Genomic DNA, 19,488 nt, shown 5'->3' on the forward strand with positions numbered 1-19,488 from the left:
GCGCCCACTAGATTTAGTGGGCGTCACAAAGACGAGAAAGCGTGAGATTCAAGGCTTTCCGCGCGAATCATGATGCGCCACAGCATGAATTTACTGCGCTGCCAATGGCATCGAGGTCACGGTCACAATTTTGTCGCTTTCGACACCGGCGGTGATGATACTTGTTGCGCCAACGGTCGCACGAAGGGCGAGCATCCCTCCCCAACCTCTTGAATCTCTTAGCCTACTGGCATTTCCCCAGTTTCCACAGGCAAGCCCACAAGATATTGTGGTTAGCAATCCATTACAAACCACCCCTTGACGGAATCGGGTCTTTCAAAGTTAATGGACGACGTTGCGGCGGCGACTGGACCAGGCGGGGTTACGAGGGCTGGTTCTCAATTCGAAATCGGATTTGGATTCAAGGCGATTCACCTATGCAGGTGACCGCCGTGAGGGTTTTTGTGTCGATCTCGAGGCAGCCGAAAAAACACATGCGGGGACTGGCGGCAATAAGCTGTTAATACTATATTTAGTGTTTGCGGCCACCATCACCACAATATACAGGAAAGACATCTCCGGGTGACACCTCCTGTGAAAGAGCGGATCGGAAGCTGGCTGCGCGTTGAATTCGCGATGCCGGAATGAGAATTTTTGCGCCCTGTTTTCATGCGGGCGCGCACCAACGAATGAAGGATTGGGACCATGCGCATCGAACGCCGTTTTACGAAGGCCGGCCAGTCACCCTATGCGGACATCGAATTCCGCAAGGCGACGAGCGAGATCAAGAATCCTGACGGTTCGATCGTGTTCCGCCTCGAAAACATCGACGTACCCGCGCAGTTCTCGCAGGTCGCCGCCGACATTCTGGCGCAGAAGTATTTCCGCAAGGCCGGCGTGCCTGCCAAGCTCAGACGTGTCGAGGAAAACGACGTTCCTTCCTTCCTGTGGCGCTCCGTGCCCGACGATGCGGCCATGAAGGACCTGCCGAAGGACCAGCAGAACGGTTCCGAAACCGATGCGCGCCAGGTCTTCGATCGCCTCGCCGGCACCTGGACCTACTGGGGCTGGAAAGGCGGCTATTTCTCGTCCGAGGAAGACGCCTCCGCCTTCCGCGACGAGCTTGCCTATATGCTTGCCACCCAGCGCGTCGCTCCGAATTCGCCGCAGTGGTTCAACACCGGCATGCACTGGGCCTACGGCATCGACGGCCCCGGCCAGGGCCACTATTATGTCGACCCGTTCACCGGCAAGCTCACCAAGTCCAAGTCGGCCTATGAGCATCCGCAGCCGCATGCCTGCTTCATTCAGTCGGTCGAAGACGATCTCGTCAACGAAGGCGGCATCATGGACCTCTGGGTTCGTGAAGCCCGTCTCTTCAAGTACGGCTCCGGCACCGGCTCGAACTTCTCGATGCTGCGCGCCGAGGGTGAAAAGCTTTCCGGTGGCGGCCGTTCCTCCGGCCTCATGAGCTTCCTGAAGATCGGCGACCGCGCTGCCGGCGCCATCAAGTCGGGCGGCACGACCCGCCGCGCCGCCAAGATGGTCGTCGTCGACATCGACCATCCGGATATCGAGGACTACATCAACTGGAAGGTCAAGGAAGAGCAGAAGGTTGCTGCTCTCGTGACCGGCTCCAAGATCGTCGCCAAGCACCTGAAGGCGATCATGAAGGCGACCGTCAATTGCGAAGGCGACAATGACGATTGCTTCGACCCGGCCAAGAACCCTGCGCTGAAGCGCGAGATACGCGCTGCCAAGAAGGACCAGGTTCCGGAAAACTATGTCCAGCGCGTCATTCAGTTCGCCCGCCAGGGCTACACGGATCTCGAATTCAAGACCTACGACACCGACTGGGATTCGGAAGCCTATCTCACCGTATCCGGCCAGAACTCCAACAACTCGGTCTCGATCAAGGACGACTTCCTGCGCGCCGTCGAGAATGATGGCGACTGGAATCTGACCGCCCGCAAGGACGGCAAGGTCGTCAAGACGCTGAAGGCTCGCGATCTCTGGGAGTCCATCTCCTACGCCGCCTGGGCATCGGCCGATCCGGGCCTGCACTTCAACACGACGATGAACGATTGGCACACTAGCCCGGCTGCCGGCCCGATCCGTGCATCCAATCCGTGCTCGGAATACATGTTCCTCGACGACACGGCCTGCAACCTCGCTTCGCTGAACCTGATGACCTTCAAGGACGCGGCGACGAAGCGCATCAACATTGCCGACTACGAGCATGCCGTCCGCCTCTGGACCGTCGTTCTCGAAATCTCTGTCATGATGGCGCAGTTCCCCTCGCGCCGCATCGCCGAGCTTTCCTACGAATACCGCACGCTCGGCCTCGGATACGCCAATATCGGCGGCCTGCTGATGTCGTCGGGTATTCCCTATGACAGCGACGAAGCCCGCGCCATCGCCGGCTCGCTGACCGCAATCATGACCGGCATCGCCTATGCGACGTCGGCCGAGATGGCCTCCGAACTCGGGACCTTCCCGATGTTCAAGCCGAACCGCGAAAACATGCTGCGCGTCATCCGCAACCATCGCCGCGCCGCTTACGGCGAGGCCTCGGGCTATGAAAACCTGTCGGTTAATCCGGTGGCGCTGATCCACTCCGACAATCCGGACCAGGATCTCGTTGCCCATGCCAAGGCTGCCTGGGACAAGGCGCTAGAACTCGGCGAGAAGCACGGCTACCGCAATGCCCAGGCAACCGTTATCGCGCCGACCGGCACGATCGGTCTCGTCATGGATTGCGACACCACCGGCATCGAGCCGGACTTCGCCCTGGTGAAGTTCAAGAAACTCGCCGGCGGCGGCTACTTCAAGATCATCAACCGCGCCGTTCCGGAAGCGCTGCGCACGCTCGGCTATTCGGAAAGCCAGATCGCCGAGATCGAGGCTTACGCCGTCGGCCATGGCAACCTGAACCAGGCTCCGGCCATCAACCCGTCGACGCTGAAGGCCAAGGGCTTCACCGCCGAGAAGGTCGATGCCGTCAACGCCGCGCTCAAGAGCGCCTTCGACATCAAGTTCGTCTTCAACCAGTGGACGCTCGGCGCCGACTTCCTGAAGGGCACACTGAAGGTGTCCGACGAGCAGATGGCCGACATGAGCTTCAACTTGCTCGATCACCTCGGCTTCTCGAAGAAGGACATCGAAGCCGCCAACATCCACGTCTGCGGTGCGATGACGCTGGAAGGCGCTCCATTCCTCAAGAACGAACATCTCGCCGTCTTCGATTGCGCCAATCCTTGCGGCAAGATCGGCAAGCGCTACCTCTCGGTCGAAAGCCACATCCGCATGATGGCTGCCGCCCAGCCCTTCATCTCGGGTGCAATTTCCAAGACGATCAACATGCCGAACGAGGCGACCGTCGAGGATTGCAAGACCGCCTACATGCTCTCCTGGAAGCTTGGCCTTAAGGCGAACGCTCTCTATCGCGATGGCTCCAAGCTCAGCCAGCCGCTGAACGCCTCGCTGATCGAGGACGACAGCGACGAGGATGCGCTGGAGGAGTTCCTGCAGGCTCCGGCGGCCGCACAGGCTGTCACCATCACGGAAAAGATCGTCGAGCGCGTGATCGAAAAGGTCATCCGCACGCAGGAAAAGCTGCCGGGCCGCCGCAAGGGCTACACCCAGAAGGCCAAGATCGGCGGTCACACCATCTTCCTGCGCACCGGCGAATATGACGACGGCCGCCTCGGCGAAATCTTCCTTGATATGAACAAGGAAGGCTCGGCCCTGCGCGCCTTCATCAACAACTTCGCGATCTCCGTCTCGCTCGGCCTGCAATATGGCGTGCCGCTCGAGGAATATGTCGACGCCTTCACCTTCACCAAGTTCGAGCCGGCCGGCATTGTGACTGGCAATGACGCCATCAAGAATGCCACGTCGATCCTCGACTACGTGTTCCGCGAACTGGCGATCTCCTATCTCGGCCGCCACGATCTCGCCCATGTCGACACGTCCGACTTCAACAACACGGCGCTCGGCCGCGGTGTTTCCGAAGGCAAGGCCGATGTCGTCTCCAAGGGCCTGACCCGCGGCTACAAGCCGACACTGGTGCCGACATCGGGCGAGCGTCCGGCAGCCGAAGTGAAGGGTTCGGCAACCGCCGCCCCTGCCCGCGCTGCCTCGCTTTCGACCGTGACAGCCTTTGCCGGCAACACGGTGCGCAAGCTGGAGCCGGCAGGCGCCGTCTCCACTTCCGAAGTCGTCGCCTTCAAGCGCGATTATGAAGAGCGTGCCAAGGAACTGGCCGAAGAGATCGCCGAGGAATTGGCAAGCGAAACCGCGGAGACCACCGGCCTCTTCAGCGACAAGGCCGCGAGCGACGCAGCAGCCGCGAAAACGGACGCCAAGAAGCTGGAATCCGAGCGCCGCGCCCGCTCCATCATGCAGGGCTATACCGGCAACATGTGCACCGAGTGCCAGAACTTCACGATGGTCCGCAACGGCACCTGCGAGAAGTGCGACACCTGCGGCGCAACGAGCGGCTGCAGCTGAGCGTTCGACTGATCGCCCGGGTGCTGGCAGTCAATGAATTTGACGCGCAGCCACTAGAATGACGCAGTAAAACGAAGGCCGCAACATCCGCTGCGGCCTTCGAGACTCAGAGAACCGCGAAAAAGCCGCCCATCGCCCCCATGTGGGGAAGCGCGCGCTTCTCCGGTCCGCTGGTTTCGTTATTTCTTCTTCTCTTGATCGCGATGCCACTTGATGGCGAAGAACATGCCCGTGCCTAACACGAGAAGCTTGAGCGGAAAGAAGACTATAGGGAACCAATCCCACATTTCGGATATTTCCAGGCTATTACTTGACACTCTATCGTGGGGGAGCATTACCTCAAAACTGCAGCATACAACATCAGCCATGTTGACGCAGATGAGATCATAACATTCCCATCACATGGCATGAGTGGGCTCGCCCCATGTATCCGGACAGGTTGTTTAACCTAACAAGCTGGTGACCGCTTCTGGCGCATTCTTGCCACCTCTATCACAACCGCAGCGTCCGAAACGGGCCAACATTCTTGGTCAAGGTGCTAGGAAAGCAGCGCTTACCCCCTTCCTTACGCGGGTGGTAAACAGGCTACCTGGCGCTTTAAAGCTAAAAAAACCGACCTAAATCCCCATCAAAAAGCTGTGCGAACGAAGAGGACTTGATGGCCGCGTTTCTGACCAAGGAAGATATTAGGCGCGCATTGGCAGATGAAAATCTGTCGCAATTTGAAGATCGTGTCCTGGCTACGGTGAAACCTGCCATCGATTTCGTTCGTCGACAGAGAAAAGATAAAGATCTCCCGGTAGGTATCAGCAAGATGGGAGGCCTTCCGGATCTGCCGACAGGATTTCGTTGGCCGACGCGAACCGCTCTCGCCCACGAAACCGGCAACGAGCCCACGGCCTCCCGTGACATCTATGACGAGATGCGAGAAGAGGCGCGCCGAAAGGAGTTCTCGCTGGCGTTCTTCGCGCAACTGAACTTGAATACGCTCTCGCTGGAAGCCGGCTTCGATCTGGACCTTCCTGACAGCGGAATACTGTATATTTTCGAAGATATAACCGCCTACGACGAGCATGAGGCGTATTGCGTTTTTCGAATTGAAGAAAATCTGGGACGACTGGAGAGACATACACCTCCCGAGGAATTGGTTCTCCTGTCTGATGCGAAGGATCCTACTCTACCATTTTCCGATCAGCAGATGGCAGAAGTGCTCGAACCCTATTCGATCCTGACAGTGCCGTTTCACTGGCGCCAATCGTCAGGCTCATCTTATTCCCGGATGTATGACTTCCTCGAGAAGCCGAGCACGGATTATTGTCCGGTTATAGAGGCTACCGACGGCGAGAACGTCAACCCATTCGGCGATCGTCTGGGAGGATGGCCCGTACCCATTCAGCACGATCCAGAGCCGAAGTTCAGGGATGATCGCTCACGTTCTTTCTTGCCGGGAAACGACGAAATTCGTCTTTTGTTTTCATGGGGCGGCGAATATTTCGCTGGTACGCGCCTAATGCATTCCGATCTCAGTGGCGACGGAGTAATGCATCTAATGATGCATCGGGAGGACATGCTCGCCGGTCGTTTCGACAAAGCAAAGGCCCTCTATCAATATACATAGCCCTGTCGCCTCTCGGAACAATCATCATGGCCGATTGCCTCGCGCGCATGCCTGCATACCTTCGAGTAGGCACCTTGTCAGGAAACGTTCGACTCGATAGCGAGGAATCGTAGCCTTGAGGGGCGCTGCAAACTCCTGGATGTCCCTAGAGCATATGTGACAACGTCAACTTGCCGAGCTTGCTGAACTCGAGTTAATTGGCTTGTCCGCGCCTGCGGCCAAGCAAGTTCAGCACTGATGATGCGCTGAGGGTATCACCAATGGGATGGGAAGCACTCCGGCAATGGGGTGAAGATGTAGTTCGCGTCGAACCACTCACCGGTGGAGTAGCCAACGACGTGTGGAGCATTCGCATCCGCGGACAGATTGCGGTCGGTCGCCTCGGCTCCAGGCCCGACGCTGATCTCTCATGGGAAACCGAGCTACTCCGGCACCTCGACCGCGAAGGTATGACCGTTCCGGTGCCAATCCCGACGACGGATGGCCGGCTGTTCGTGGATGGTCTGGTGGTGATGGAATATATGGAAGGCAGACCGCCCGAGACGGAATCCGATTGGCGTCGCGTTGCCGACACGCTTCGCGAACTGCATCGGCTGACGCAGGGCTGGCCGCAGCGTCCCGGCTGGAAATCGTCGACCGATCTCCTGCATGTCGAGACCGGAACGAGGGTCAATCTTGCCGCGATGCCGCGCGAGGGCGTTATTCGATGCCGAGCAGCGTGGGCGCGGCTCGTCGGGCGTCAGACATGCGTTGTCCATGGCAACCCCAACAACCCCGGCAACGTCCGCATGACCGCAGATCTCGTCGCGTTGATCGACTGGGATGAGTCACATGTCGACGTTCCAGACCTCGACCTCGTGCTGCCCGACAACGCCGCCGACCTTGACGATGGTGCCTACGATATCGCCGCGCAGGCGTCAGCGGCATGGGAAGCTGCTGTCTGTTGGCAGGACGAATATTCGGCCAAGCGGCTTGCCGAAGTTCGAGCGGTCTGAGCCGTTTCGGCGGCATGACGGAAGCCCTCGGTTTTATCGCCGTTCACGCCAAAGCATCCCAATTGCCCGATTTCGGCCACGAAACCGGCGGGAAATGATCCATTTTCATTGAAATTGTTGCTGCAGCAATATGCAGCAATATTCGGTCTGCCGAGCCTCAAACCCGTCATGCACGGTGCCCGGCCTTTCGACGCATTTTATCGCTGAATCTGGCCCTTGGGGCATCGGAGATAGCAGTTCAATCGTGTGAGGCACCGCTTTGAAAATCAGCAGCGATATCGCGAGCATTCAATATCTGCGGGCCATCGCCGCAATTTCCGTTCTTTGCTTCCATGTCTGCGAAACATATGGCCTGGAGTTCAAGAGCGGAGCAGCTGGGGTCGATATATTCTTCGTCATCAGCGGCTTCATCATGTGGGTCACGACCGATGGAAGATCGCTCGGCCCCCAGGAATTCATGTGGCGCCGGCTCATCAGGATCGTGCCGCTCTACTGGATTGCGACTGCGGCGACCTTCATCATCGCCGTGCTGAAACCGCAATTCTTCTTCGACACGAATTCGAGCATCGAGAATTTGATCGGCTCGCTGTTCTTCGTGCCCTTCATGAAGGACGAAGCCCTGCACCCTGTCGTCGAGCAGGGATGGACGCTCTCCTACGAGATGTTCTTCTATCTCATCTTTTCGATTTCACTGCTTCTGCCTGAGTTCAGGCGGCTATGGTTCCTCATGATGGCCCTGGTGACCATCGTGATTGCGCATTACCTGCTGCCTTCCGGCTATCTCAGTGTTTTCACACAGCCGGTCATTCTGGAATTCGCCGCCGGCATCGTCATCGGGTGCCTATGGAAACGGGGCTTTCGGCTGCCTTTTCCCGCCGCCATCGGCTTGATGATCGTCGGGGTCGTGCTGCTGGTGGCGAGTGATCCGCTGATCCATCTGGAGCGGGCTGTGCGCTGGGGCATACCGGCAGTGTTGCTGTTGTCAGGCGCTGTTTTCGCCGAGCGGGAACGAGGCGTGCCGCAGCTGGCGTTCCTGCATTTCCTGGGGAATGCCTCCTATTCCATCTATGTTTGGCACGTCCTGACCGGCATCCTGGTCACGGCGCTGCTTTTGCGCGTCGAGATGCCGCACCATATGCAGCCTGTGCCTATCGCATTGGGTTCGCTGGCCTTTGCTATCGTTTGCTACCTGGGCATCGAGCGTCCGATACAGCGAAAAATGCGATCGTCGCACTCCCGGCCGGCCTATCGCAGCTGACGCATGGAAAGTGCATGGCCGGATCACGATAGGCCCCAAGCATCGGTACCGGGATTGCATGTGATCGCGATGAGGATCCACAGCTCGAGAAAACTTACGGCACAGCTCCGGATACTTTTGCAGTCCCATCGATAACCGGGCAGGATTGCGGCACCGGTCGATCGAACAGAACGGCAATGCCGCAATCCGAGGTGAACATCCCTTCATCATCATGCCCCACGCCAGGTACCTCGACGACCTTCTGATTGAAATCGGAAGGATGCCGCTTCTTCATATAGTCGAAATAGGTGAGCCCGCGCGCAAGCCGATACGGCCCTTGCTCCATCGCCCCGCAGGAGCGGTCGATGAAATGGGTATAGGGATTCGTGTCCGCCTGGCCTAGCAGATAGACCACGTTGCGCGCGGCATATCTCGTTTCGATAAGCTTCGGGTCCTGCGAGGATACGTATGGTGGTGCGCCGGCGAGCCCATATCGCCATTGCGTCGCCTTTGGGCAGGAAGCCAGCCCCGCCTGCTGATCCGGCAAGGCCGGCCGCTCGTTGTCGAAATAAAGATAGCTCGACGGATTGGCGACAAGATAACGAACGTCGATGCCGGCGCTCGTCAGATTTTCCACCTCCCGTCCGACAACGGCATAGCGCTGGACCAATTGCGCCCCTGCCGAGTGCCCCATTACGACAACGGTCTTCAGCGAAGGATACAGGCGACGATCGGCAAAATGCTGCAGCAGGGCATCGAGCGCGGCGAAGGAACTGATCGGCGCCGGCTGGCGGGCGGCTTCTCCGCCTTTCCAGCCATTCTGCGTCCAGGCCAGTGTCTGCGCGGACAGCGAGAAGGCGCTCACATCCGGCCTTATCAGGAATTGCGGCGCGACCACCATCGTACCGTCGGCGAGATCGCCTGCCTTTGCGAGCAGTTCCTGCCCGGTCGCATAATAGGCATCGGCATTTCGGAGCGTGCCATGGACTATGATCAACACCTTGGTCACGTCGGGCGACGCCGCTTCGATCGCGTGATCCGCGTAGACGGGCAGCTCCCCCTTCCCCTCGGGCGTATCGAGGAGCAGGCGCTGATCTGCCACCTCCTTGACGGGTTCTTCGAGCCGCGCGTGTTGGGAAGCAGCATTGGTCGACTGGGCTTCGCCTGACATGCCGATGGCGATCAATGCTGCAATCGTCAGTTGGGTGAAAACCCGGCTCTGAATGCTTCTCATAATCTTCATCGGTAAAAACTCGGCTGAGATGGATGACAATGAATATAGTGACTTCCAATCGGAAGACAGCCGGAGATCCGATTAACTGCCGGTCCTGCTGGAAGTCATGCTGCTTGAACGAGCGCGTGGGCAAGAATCCGTCGTCTCGACGAAAGTTTCTCCTGCGCATGGCAAGTGGGCACCCCGGAAGCTGTCGCCTCTGAACGTCAGTTCGCTATCGATCTCAATTCTCCGCTCGAAAAGCTGCGACAGAGACGATAACCCGTGGCATAAGGCCCCCGAAAAACTTTCTTCGGACTTCGCGTAATCATGATTCGTATCGAGAATATCAGCAAGCAGAACAGCCATCGCATCCTCTTCATCGAGGCATCCGCGGCGCTCAACAGGGGCGAGAGCGTCGGTCTCGTGGGGCCGAACGGCGCCGGCAAGACGACGCTTTTCCGGATGATTACCGGGCAGGAGCTGCCCGACGAAGGGCAGGTTTCCGTCGATAAGGGCGTCACCATCGGCTACTTCAATCAGGATGTCGGCGAGATGGAGGGCCGCAGCGCCGTCTCCGAAGTCATGGAGGGCGCCGGCCCTGTGAGCGCGGTCGCGGCTGAATTGCGCGAGCTGGAAGCCGCCATGAGCGATCCGGACCAGGCCGACAGGATGGATGAGATCATCGAGCGTTATGGCGAGGTGCAGGCGCGCTATGAGGAACTCGACGGCTATGCGCTCGAAGGCCGCGCCCGCGAAGTGCTGGCGGGTCTGAGCTTCAGCCAGGAGATGATGGACGGCGATGTCGGCGCACTTTCGGGCGGATGGAAGATGCGCGTGGCGCTTGCCCGCATCCTCTTGATGCGACCCGACGTCATGCTGCTCGACGAGCCGAGCAACCATCTGGATATCGAGAGCCTGATCTGGCTCGAATCCTTCCTCAAGGGCTACGAGGGCGCTCTCTTGATGACCTCGCACGACCGCGAGTTCATGAACCGCATCGTCACCAAGATTATCGAAATCGATGCCGGCAGCCTGACCAGCTATTCGGGCGACTATGAATTCTACGAGCAGCAGCGCGCCCAGAACGAGAAGCAGCAGCAGGCGCAGTTCGAGCGCCAGCAGGCGATGCTTGCCAAGGAAATCAAGTTCATCGAGCGCTTCAAGGCGCGCGCCTCGCACGCTTCGCAGGTGCAAAGCCGCGTGAAGAAGCTGGAGAAGATCGATCGCGTCGAGCCGCCGAAACGCCGCCAGACCGTTGCCTTCGAATTCCAGCCGGCGCCACGCTCGGGCGAAGACGTGGCCGTGCTGAAGAACGTTCACAAGAAGTATGGCAGCCGCAGCATCTACGAAGGACTGGATTTCATGGTACGCCGCCGCGAGCGCTGGTGCATCATGGGCATCAATGGTGCCGGCAAATCCACGCTTCTGAAGCTGGTCGCGGGCTCGACGCAGCCCGATGAAGGCAGCGTCGCGCTCGGCGCCAGCGTCAAGATGGGCTATTTCGCCCAGCACGCCATGGATCTGCTTGACGGAGAGCGCACCGTATTCCAGCAGCTCGAACATGATTTTCCGCAGGCAGGCCAAGGCTCCCTGCGAGCGCTTGCCGGCTGCTTCGGCTTCTCCGGCGACGATGTCGAAAAGAAGTGCCGCGTGCTGTCGGGCGGCGAGAAGGCGCGGCTCGTCATGGCGATCATGCTCTTCGATCCGCCGAACCTGCTGGTGCTGGACGAGCCGACCAACCATCTCGACCTCGACACCAAGGAAATGCTCATCCAGGCGCTGTCGCAATATGAGGGCACGATGCTCTTCGTCTCGCACGACCGGCATTTCCTGTCGGCGCTCTCCAACCGCGTGCTGGAGCTGACGCCGGAAGGCATCCACCAATATACCGGCGGCTACACCGAATACGTGGAACGCACCGGTTACGAGGCACCCGGCCTCAGAAGCTGATAGCAGGCAGAACGAGCACTATTGCGTGTTCGTTGAGGGTGCGGCGCCGGCATTGATGACTGCAACAGGCGCTGTCCTGCCCCGCACGCGAATTTCGATGCGGCGGCGCGCTTCGACGGCGCCGCGTTGGCCCGAGGTGACGGTATCGCCGGGCAGGATCAGCTGCGCGGCGGACATCGGCAGGATCGTGGCATCCTTCAGCTTCGGATTGGCCTTGAGCACATTGGCAACCGCAATGGCGCGGGCAAGGCCAAGCCCGGCATTGTCGGCCGGCAGCAGGGCCGAAACAGGCAGCTTGCCGTCCATCGCATTGATGATCGCATCGTCGAGGTTGGATTTTTCGCGCGCCACCGGCTGCTCGTCCGTGTGGCCGATCACCTCGACGATATTGGCACCATAAAGGCTCAGATTGCTGGCGATTTCATCCGTGATCGTCGTGCTGAGAAGCTGGGCGAAGGTGCCTGTGAGCTCGGCGCTTCCCGATTGGAAATAGTTCTTCTTGGCATCGTCGAGATTGATGATGGGCGGCCAGTCGTGCGCGCCCTTCCCGCCCGCATTGCCGGCCAAGAGCTTGTTGACCTCATCGGGTGCCGCCTTAAGCGAAACACCATGTTCCTTCAGAACGGCGGCAACCTTGGAAAGCGATTGCAGATCGGCCGTTGTCGCGCCCTGATCCGCCATGCTGTCGAGTGTCTCTTTCGCCAGCACCAGCTCTCGCCATTGCTTGTCCACCACGGCCTTGTCGGCAGCGGAAAGATCGCCCGAGACGACCTTGGACTGGAGAAGCACGATCTCGGCCGCCTGCTCCGCTCGCTTCTTCTCCAGCACCGCGACTTGCTGCTCAGCCTTCTCGAGCTTCCGCTCGACCTCGTCGCGCTTGTTTCTCTCCGCCGAAATCATGGCAGCGGCCACGAGCAGCAGGCAGAAAACCAGAAGCAGCATGGATTCGGCCATCGTCAGGCCAAGGATGAGGCCGCGATTATAGCCCTTGTGCTCCAGTTTCGGCTGAATGTCCGAGCCTCCAGCTACCATAGATGCCACCAGCGTTTTCGCGGCACGACCTCGGGCTCAGCGGCGATGTCATCATCGGCTTTCGGCTTTGGCAGCGGTGCCTGCCCCATCGCCTCCGCCATACGACCGAGCGCCACTTCGATGTTGCGCAGGGGCTGCAATTGCGCTTCCGACATCTCCTTGATGGCGGCAATCGCCGGCGCCAGCTCGGCACGCACGACATCCTCCGGCGCGCGAATCTCCTCCAGCTTCTTGCCGACATTCTCGACTGCGGTGCCGAACGTGCCGATGATCTCAGACAGCTGCGAGGTCGTCGCCGTCAGCTGTGCGGCCGCATCGTTGATCGGGGCGACAGCCTGCTTCGCCAGCAGTTCCAGGATCTTGTTGATCTCCTGGCCATTGCGTTCGGCCTGGTGAGCGATCTCCTCAAATCCTTCCGACAGCATCTGATTGCTGACGCGCCGATAATGCGAGAATTCGCGCGAGGAGGAATCAAGCTCTGTGCGCACGCGCCGCGTCATCTCGGCAAGCTCGTGGCGGACACTGCGTTCGATGTCGATCGGGTCGCGCCGCATCTGGTTGAAGAGGATACGCAGCGTCACGCCGGCAATGGTCGAGGTGACGGCGATACCGAAATTGCGGACGATGGTCTCGATCGATGTTTCGCCGGCGAAAAGATAGAGCGATACGCCGAGGCTCGAAAGCGTGAAGAGAAAACCCATGTAATAGAGGTTGTCGCCCGCCTGCTCATTGTGCAGCCGGAACCCGGCAACGGCCAGCGACACGATGAAGTAGATCCCCATCAGCACCAGCGGCACACCGGTCACGACGGGTAGCGACCAGCCCATGAGCTTCGACGACCAGATGAAGATCATGCCTCCGACAGTGATGGAGGCGAAAAGCACCATCGGCCCATAATCCCGGATGAGATATCTGGCGTCGGTGTTGGCCATCAGCGTATCCCCTCCAGCCGCACGAAGCCGCCAAAGTCACCCTTGTTGTTCTTGATCCACTGCGCCCAGAAGTTCGCGAGATCCTCTATGCTGAACTTCATGTTCGGCCTTTGAAAGGCAAGGATCTTGACCGTGACACCATCCAGTGACGTGCGAAAGCGGTCGTTTGCCGCGCTTTGCTGGTATTTCTGATAGGAGACGCCATCCCGGTAGTTGGAGAAGGCGGCGGTATGTTCGATCATGTCGGAAGCGATATAGAGGCGCTTCGGGATGCCGCCTGGCGCATTGGCAAAGACTTCCAGATTGATCTTCTGGATGGCGGCCATGATCGGCGACAGCCGGCCGGTTTCGCCCGCCGTCAGCTTGCCGGCGATATCGGCGAGCGGCTTTTGGAAGCCCTTTTCCCAACGTGCCTGCGCCAGCCGCGGATTGCTGGTCCACTCATCAACATTCGCGCCGCTTCCAGGATTGCAGCCATGGAAGGTCTGGATCAGCTCCCCTTCCTTCTCGGTGAGCGCATAGATATCGATCGCGCCGCCGATCGGCACGTCGGCCACGATCTTCTGGAACTGGTTGCGCAGATCGAGCGCCGTCGCATCGGCGATCGGATCGGTGACGTCGAGGAGGATCGCCGTTTCCGCCTTCGGCCCATCCACCGGGCAGAGCGATGCCTGGTCGACGGCGACATTGCCGCTTGCCTTGTAGCGCAGCCAGCCATAGGCGCCGACGATCCCGAGGGACAGGACGGCGAGACAGACCGTTGCGATGATGAGACCGGCGGATCCGCCGCGCCGGCTACGCCGCTTGCGTCGCGCCAAGGATGCTCTCCGGGAAAAGATTGTCGAGCTGGTGGTACTTCTCGATGGCGCGCTCGAATTCGTCGCCGATCCGCTTGATCTGCTCCGACAACTCCGCCTGGGCGCCCTGGATGCGCGAGCCCAGCACCTTGTCGTCCCATTCCTCTTCGGTGCGGATGACCGGCGTCAGGCGCTCCATCTTGTAGGCAGCCTTGAAGTAGGATGGTTCCGGCTCGGTGCGCGCGGCCCGGTTCGCATCCCGATAAGAGGTGAGCAGCACATTGGCGGCGCGCTCGAGATGGTTCTGGTGTTCGGCAAAGAGGCCCGCGGTCCTGGCACGATGCGCAATGATGGCAGCAGTCTCCTGTCGGCGTAGCGAGAGATCGCGGATGATCTCCTCAATCTTGCCGTTGTGATCGTCGCGGATCTCGCGGAGATCCTCGATCAGATCGAGCTTGCGGTCGATATAATTGTCTCTGGCCGCATCGAGCCGCTTCTGCACGCCGGCAAAGCCGGGATAGGGATCGGTCAGATAGCAGCCGTCGATGAAGGCGACGAGCGAGAACATCAGGCCGATGGCGAACAGCATCCAGGAATTCAGCTCCTGCAGCCCCAGCGGCGCGGTTTTGAGCCGCTGGATCACTTCGGCACCGGCCCCGCTCAGGATCGTCGCCGAGACCTCACGATAATGTGCCAGCGCGATATTGATGCCTAACGCCACAGCGACATAGGCGACAAGCCCAAGCAGGCCGAGCAGTTTCAGCACAAAGGAGCGATGCACCAGAAAACGGACGCAGAAGAAGGAAAAAATCAGCGCCATGCCGATATTCAAGAAGGCGAAGGCGGCCGCCTCGGTTACACCACCGACGAGACCCTGCTCGCTTCCTTTGGCCAGAAAGCTGCCGTTCATCACCATTTCGATGAGGACGAGGAAGACGATCAGCGAGACTTTGAAGCCCCATGCCGCCCGGCTGGAAACCTTCGCGGCGCGCTGCAGCTTATGCCTGGCCTTGAAGCCCACCATTTCATCCTCGGCGGTTTTCAGATTGCGGCGCAGGCCATGCAGTTCATCGACACCGCTCGCCACCTCCGCCTTGAAATCCGAGACGCTTGACGCATTCGCCTGGCGGATCAGCCCGAACTGACCCTCGAAATCGAGGTTGCGCAGGCGGCTGTCGAAGGTCTGAAACTGGTCTTCGAGGATCTGGTAGGAGCTTTTCTTTTCCGCCTCGACCCAAGCGACGATGCGCTGCTCCGTCTCGTCATGCGATTGCGCATCCGGTGGCGGCCGGTTCTGCCGGCCGGCGGCAGCGCCCTTCTCCTTCAGGTCGAGGGTCGCGCCCAGCTTTTCGATATCGACGACGGGAAATACATCCGTCGAGGCGCGGAAATCATGGCTGGTCTCCCGAACGCTGTCCCAGAGACGGTTGAGGGCTTCGAAACGCAACGATCTTCCCCGGCGAATTCATCAACTTAGAAAGGACAATTGAGAAATCGATACTGCACTGGTTGTCCACGGTCCAGAGCGATATGGCAGAGGTTAGGATGCGATTGTGGTAAAGACTAGCCCGAGCCTGTGTTGATCGGAAAACACTGACGTGAGCAAGGGCGACGCTTCCACCTGATGGTGGATTGCTGCTATGCCATGGTCACGTTCGGGATTGCCTTCCAGAAACCTGCCCGGCGCAGCCCTTCCCGATAGATATCACGCTGCCATTGCTCCTTGAACGGCACGACGGAAAGCCATCGATCGACATCGAAATCCGGGCTGGTTCTTTGGACGCGCCGAACGAAAAAGCCTGCCTTTTCCTCATGTCCGAGCATCGCCCAGCTCGCCGCGGAAATCCTGTCCGCCAGGCGTGCATTCGCCATTCGACCGATATAATCGAGGGCGGCTTCGAACCGACCGAGCGTGTAGCTCGCCACGGAAGCAGTCCAAAGATAGGTATCGGGGCTGACCGGATTGAGCGCGATGGCGCTTTCAATCTTCGTCAACGCCAGATCCGGCCGGGACGCATGAAGCAAAGCTTCGGCATGGTCGGCAATGATGCCGGCATGGCCCGGATTAAGGGCTTCCGCCAATTTCAATGCCTCAATGCTCTCGTCACTCGCCTTGCGGAAGACCTTCGTCATGCCAAGCTCGCGATAGCCGTCGGCGATATCGCGCCGCGCTGCGATGGCCTGCATCGCATAGCTTTCCGCCTCGTCCAGCAAGGCAGCATCGCCACCGAACGTCAGCACCCATTCCTTGGAATAGGTGCGGGCCATCGAGCTCAAGGCAGGCGCGAAGTGGCCGCCGGTGCGCAGCGCCATCTCAAGCTCCCCACGCGCCCTCTGCAGATCGGCTACTGAGAGGCGCTCGATGTAACGCTTGCCGGCGAGATAGCGCTGATAAGCCGCCGGGTTTTCCTCGAAATGGGACCTCATCATCTCCCGGCGTTCGATCTGCCCTGCAAGCGACAGCACGATATGACGGGCGACGGCCTGTCTGTGCTCTCCTGGCGAGGATTGTCCGAGGCTGATGCGCTCGGCCCAGATGATTTCATCGCTTGCGGCGTCGACCAGTTGCGAAAACAGCAGCGGTCCGTTGTCGCGAAGGCTAAGCCGCATCTCGAGAATGTAGGAGCGATCCCATTGGTCGAAAGTTGCGACGGCGCGTTCCCCAGCCCTGCCAACCCGGACCGCCGCGTAGCGATCCGCAATCTGGAGACTGTCCAGCGCGCAGAAGCCGATTGTGATGTCGTTCACGAGGGATGAGGCATCATAATCTTTCCCTTGCCCCTCCGTGGAAGGCAGGAGCAGGAGGGGTATCTTCACCCTCGCTCGCGCAGCTGAAGTCCCTTCGTGACGGGGAATGGTATCCCCGGCTCGAATTTCCGAAGCATATTCCCGCTGCGCCGACCATGAGGCCAGCAGCGCAGCACGCTGCGCGAAAATCTGCCTAAAGTGCTCCACCTCACCTTCCGCATCGAATATCCGCAACAGGATACGATGAATATCGCGATCTTCGGGGTCTATACCAAAGACCAGGAGTGCCGCCTCTCTCACCAGAGCGACATCCTCCATCCCATTGGCTTCGGCGGCAGCGGCATTCAGTGCCGCCTTCAGCACCGACAGATGCCTACCGCTTTGGGCCTCCCGCCAATGAAAGAAAACCGCGCTCTGGCAATCTGTACCCTGCAAGAATTCCGCCTCGAACGTCCTCACCAGCGATTTCAATCTCGCAAAGATTGGCCCGCCATCGTCCGTACGCGCGAACCAGAGATCGGAGGTTGTTGGAGGCGCGTCGAGTTCGACAGCTGTCTCGCTGAAACGCAGAAATGATCTCCCGAGTGCTTCCTGGCGGACCCTGACACGCGAAACCAGCTTGCGCAAATTGACCTGCGCACTGCCATTGTCGTCTCCCCATAAAAGCCGGGCGATCGCGCTGCGCGACGCGCGCGGCGTTGGCTCCAGCATCAGATGGGCCAGGATCAACAGGCCCTTTTCGGGAAAGGCGACCTCGCGACCATCGCCGTCCAAAAGCTTCAAGCCGCCAAATGTATGCAGTGAAAACATAACCTGTTTACAAAATCCGGGTGAAGCAGCGACGGCTGAGAAGGTATTTCCTTTACCTGTTAACCCCATTCGCGCGGACGAGTATGGTGAAATTTCGATAAGGCTGTAGTGTGTCGGAAGGTTTGGCGATTTTCAATTCCAATTGCCGGCAATCTGATAAACCACTCGCTAAATCACGGGTTCGCCATATCTTGGCAGAGCACGCGACTTCTTTCGGAGCATCAAATCATGACGCCCTCTCCCTTCAGGAACATCTGTGTCTACGGCGCCGGCGCACTCGGCGGTGCGATCGCGGCCAAGCTTGCCTCCGCCAATGAGGCGCAGACGAGGATTTCCGTCGTGGCGCGCGGAGCTCATCTGGAGGCCATTCGCGCCGGCGGCATAAGTCTGTGGGAAGCCGATGCGGATAGTCCCCTCGTTGCGCAGATGACAGCAACGGCCGATGCTGGCGAACTGCCGCCGCAGGATCTCGTCATCACCGGGCTTAAAGGCCATCAGCTTGCCGCAGCTGTCCCCGGCATTGCGAAACTGCTGCATTCGGGCACCCGCGTCGTCATGATCCTCAACGGCGTTCCATGGTGGTATTTTCACCGGGACCGCCAGAGCGGCCATGCCGAATACCAGATGAAAGAGCTCGATCCGAACGGCGATCTCTGGCGCATGATCGGGCCGGAGCGCGTCATCGGCTGCGTTGCCTATCAAGGAGCGGAAGTCGTCGCACCCGGCGAGGTCAAACTCGCCAACAACGGACATTTCATCCTTGGCGAACCTTCCGGCGAGACGACGGGCGATATCGAAGCCATTGCCGCGCTGCTACGGCGGGCCGGCGTCAATGTTTCGATTTCCTCGCGTATCCGCGACGATATCTGGAGCAAGCTCATGGGCAACGCCGCTTTCAATCCGATCAGCGCGCTCACCCGCGGATTGATGTCCGACATCATGGACGATCCCGCACTTGCCACCATGGTCGGCCAAGTGATGGGCGAGGTGAAAGCCGTTGCCGAGGCTTTGGGATCGCAAATCGCCATGTCCGTGAAGGAACGTCTTGAACGTTCCCGCCAGATCGGACCCGTACGCACCTCGATGCTGCAGGATCTGCTTGCCGGCAAGGCGCTGGAAATCACGCCTCTCGTGGGCGTCGTCGTCTCGCTCGGAAAGCTCGCGAATGTGCCGACGCCGGTCTCGGCGACCATTCTGGCGCTGGTGACGCAGCTCGACCGCAAGAACCAGCAAGGCGCCGAGTAAGCGGCGGTCGGCTACGCCAGATAGATTCTCGATCCTCCGACAGCGGTTCACGGGCCAGTTTCCGGGGGAATTCCGAGTATGTCGGCTCTTTATATTTCACTTACTTCTTCGTCCTTGGCCCCGAATGGATTTCCTATGAGGGCCGGCGTTACGCTTGCGGTGGAATATGGAGATAGACCCCATGCTCGACACGCACGCACCCAATCTCACGGAATCCATCCGCGTCCTCGTTCATAACAGCGACGATAAGCATCATCGCGTTGCGGCATCGGCTGCAACAACCAAGAGATCACGCAAACGCCCGCTTCACTCGCGCCAAGTGCGGGAAAAGCGCACCTTTCAGGCCATGTTCGCCTTCGGGCTGCTGCTCGGCGCTCTCGAGCTGTACATCGTGCTGCATTACCTCTGAGATTTCAC

At 59.4% G+C, this 19,488-nt stretch carries 13 protein-coding genes; 7 read left to right on the plus strand and 6 right to left on the minus strand.

All coding sequences use genetic code 11. From position 1 onward, the window contains the following. Positions 1–684 precede the first annotated feature (684 nt). The 4 genes from GA0061103_RS24670 (at position 685) to GA0061103_RS24690 (ending at position 8,362) form a co-directional block, all read left to right on the plus strand. Positions 685–4,491, plus strand: a complete 3,807-nt coding sequence (locus GA0061103_RS24670; RefSeq protein WP_092715792.1) for a vitamin B12-dependent ribonucleotide reductase — start codon at positions 685–687, stop codon at positions 4,489–4,491. 658 nt (positions 4,492–5,149) lie between these two features. Next, positions 5,150–6,109 carry a DUF1963 domain-containing protein gene (locus GA0061103_RS24680; RefSeq protein WP_092715794.1) on the plus strand — a complete coding sequence of 320 codons (960 nt, stop codon included), beginning with the start codon at positions 5,150–5,152 and terminating at the stop codon, positions 6,107–6,109. Positions 6,110–6,369: 260 nt separating this feature from the next. Further along, a complete protein-coding gene (locus GA0061103_RS24685) occupies positions 6,370–7,104 on the plus strand; it encodes a phosphotransferase enzyme family protein (RefSeq protein ID WP_092715796.1) in 735 nt (244 codons plus the stop codon). A gap of 259 nt (positions 7,105–7,363) precedes the next feature. Further along, complete coding sequence (locus GA0061103_RS24690) at positions 7,364–8,362, plus strand: acyltransferase family protein (protein WP_245304857.1); 999 nt, start codon at positions 7,364–7,366, stop codon at positions 8,360–8,362. A gap of 94 nt (positions 8,363–8,456) precedes the next feature. Here the strand turns inward: GA0061103_RS24690 and GA0061103_RS24695 are convergent, their stop codons facing one another. Next, entirely contained in the window at positions 8,457–9,575 is a 1,119-nt protein-coding gene (locus tag GA0061103_RS24695) for an alpha/beta fold hydrolase (protein WP_245304858.1), read from the minus strand. Positions 9,576–9,884: 309 nt separating this feature from the next. On the opposite strand from GA0061103_RS24695, the gene GA0061103_RS24700 reads away from it, so the two are divergent. After that, positions 9,885–11,507 (plus strand): ABC-F family ATP-binding cassette domain-containing protein, encoded by a 1,623-nt coding sequence (locus GA0061103_RS24700; RefSeq protein ID WP_092715800.1) that lies wholly within the window; start codon positions 9,885–9,887, stop codon positions 11,505–11,507. An 18-nt stretch (positions 11,508–11,525) separates the two neighbouring features. On the opposite strand, the gene GA0061103_RS24705 is transcribed toward GA0061103_RS24700, so the two are convergent. From GA0061103_RS24705 to GA0061103_RS24725, 5 genes are all read right to left on the minus strand, one after another. Continuing rightward, the gene (locus tag GA0061103_RS24705) at positions 11,526–12,539 is read right to left on the minus strand and encodes an OmpA family protein (protein WP_092715802.1); all 1,014 of its coding nucleotides are present in this window, start codon (positions 12,537–12,539) and stop codon (positions 11,526–11,528) included. Then, complete coding sequence (locus tag GA0061103_RS24710) at positions 12,533–13,471, minus strand: hypothetical protein (protein WP_092715804.1); 939 nt, start codon at positions 13,469–13,471, stop codon at positions 12,533–12,535. Before GA0061103_RS24710 ends, GA0061103_RS24705 begins: the two co-directional genes overlap by 7 nt. Next, positions 13,471–14,289, minus strand: coding sequence for a hypothetical protein (locus tag GA0061103_RS24715; RefSeq protein WP_092715806.1), 819 nt, complete (start codon positions 14,287–14,289; stop codon positions 13,471–13,473). The genes GA0061103_RS24710 and GA0061103_RS24715 overlap by 1 nt, the downstream gene beginning before the upstream one ends. Further along, positions 14,267–15,715, minus strand: a complete 1,449-nt coding sequence (locus GA0061103_RS24720; protein ID WP_092715808.1) for a hypothetical protein — start codon at positions 15,713–15,715, stop codon at positions 14,267–14,269. Before GA0061103_RS24720 ends, GA0061103_RS24715 begins: the two co-directional genes overlap by 23 nt. 191 nt (positions 15,716–15,906) lie before the next feature. Further along, entirely contained in the window at positions 15,907–17,826 is a 1,920-nt protein-coding gene (locus GA0061103_RS24725; RefSeq protein WP_092715810.1) for an AfsR/SARP family transcriptional regulator, read from the minus strand. A gap of 228 nt (positions 17,827–18,054) precedes the next feature. Here GA0061103_RS24725 and GA0061103_RS24730 point away from each other — a divergent pair, with 228 nt between their 5' ends. Beyond that, positions 18,055–19,071, plus strand: coding sequence for a ketopantoate reductase family protein (locus tag GA0061103_RS24730; protein WP_092715812.1), 1,017 nt, complete (start codon positions 18,055–18,057; stop codon positions 19,069–19,071). Positions 19,072–19,252: 181 nt separating this feature from the next. Beyond that, on the plus strand, positions 19,253–19,480 hold the full coding sequence (locus GA0061103_RS24735; RefSeq protein WP_092715814.1) for a hypothetical protein: 228 nt from the start codon (positions 19,253–19,255) through the stop codon (positions 19,478–19,480). The last annotated feature ends 8 nt before the right edge of the window (positions 19,481–19,488 follow it).

The sequence above is a fragment of the Martinezella multihospitum genome (genome assembly GCF_900094585.1).
Taxonomy (GTDB): Bacteria; Pseudomonadota; Alphaproteobacteria; order Rhizobiales; family Rhizobiaceae; genus Rhizobium; species Rhizobium multihospitium.

Coding starts and splice junctions, on each gene's coding strand:
- GA0061103_RS24670 (WP_092715792.1), top strand. CDS start 685: ATGCGCATCGAACGCCGTTTTACGAAGGCCGGCCAGTCACCCTATGCG.
- GA0061103_RS24680 (WP_092715794.1), top strand. CDS start 5,150: ATGGCCGCGTTTCTGACCAAGGAAGATATTAGGCGCGCATTGGCAGAT.
- GA0061103_RS24685 (WP_092715796.1), top strand. CDS start 6,370: ATGGGATGGGAAGCACTCCGGCAATGGGGTGAAGATGTAGTTCGCGTC.
- GA0061103_RS24695 (WP_245304858.1), bottom strand. CDS start 9,575: ATGAGAAGCATTCAGAGCCGGGTTTTCACCCAACTGACGATTGCAGCA.
- GA0061103_RS24700 (WP_092715800.1), top strand. CDS start 9,885: ATGATTCGTATCGAGAATATCAGCAAGCAGAACAGCCATCGCATCCTC.
- GA0061103_RS24705 (WP_092715802.1), bottom strand. CDS start 12,539: ATGGTAGCTGGAGGCTCGGACATTCAGCCGAAACTGGAGCACAAGGGC.
- GA0061103_RS24710 (WP_092715804.1), bottom strand. CDS start 13,471: ATGGCCAACACCGACGCCAGATATCTCATCCGGGATTATGGGCCGATG.
- GA0061103_RS24725 (WP_092715810.1), bottom strand. CDS start 17,826: ATGTTTTCACTGCATACATTTGGCGGCTTGAAGCTTTTGGACGGCGAT.
- GA0061103_RS24730 (WP_092715812.1), top strand. CDS start 18,055: ATGACGCCCTCTCCCTTCAGGAACATCTGTGTCTACGGCGCCGGCGCA.
- GA0061103_RS24735 (WP_092715814.1), top strand. CDS start 19,253: ATGCTCGACACGCACGCACCCAATCTCACGGAATCCATCCGCGTCCTC.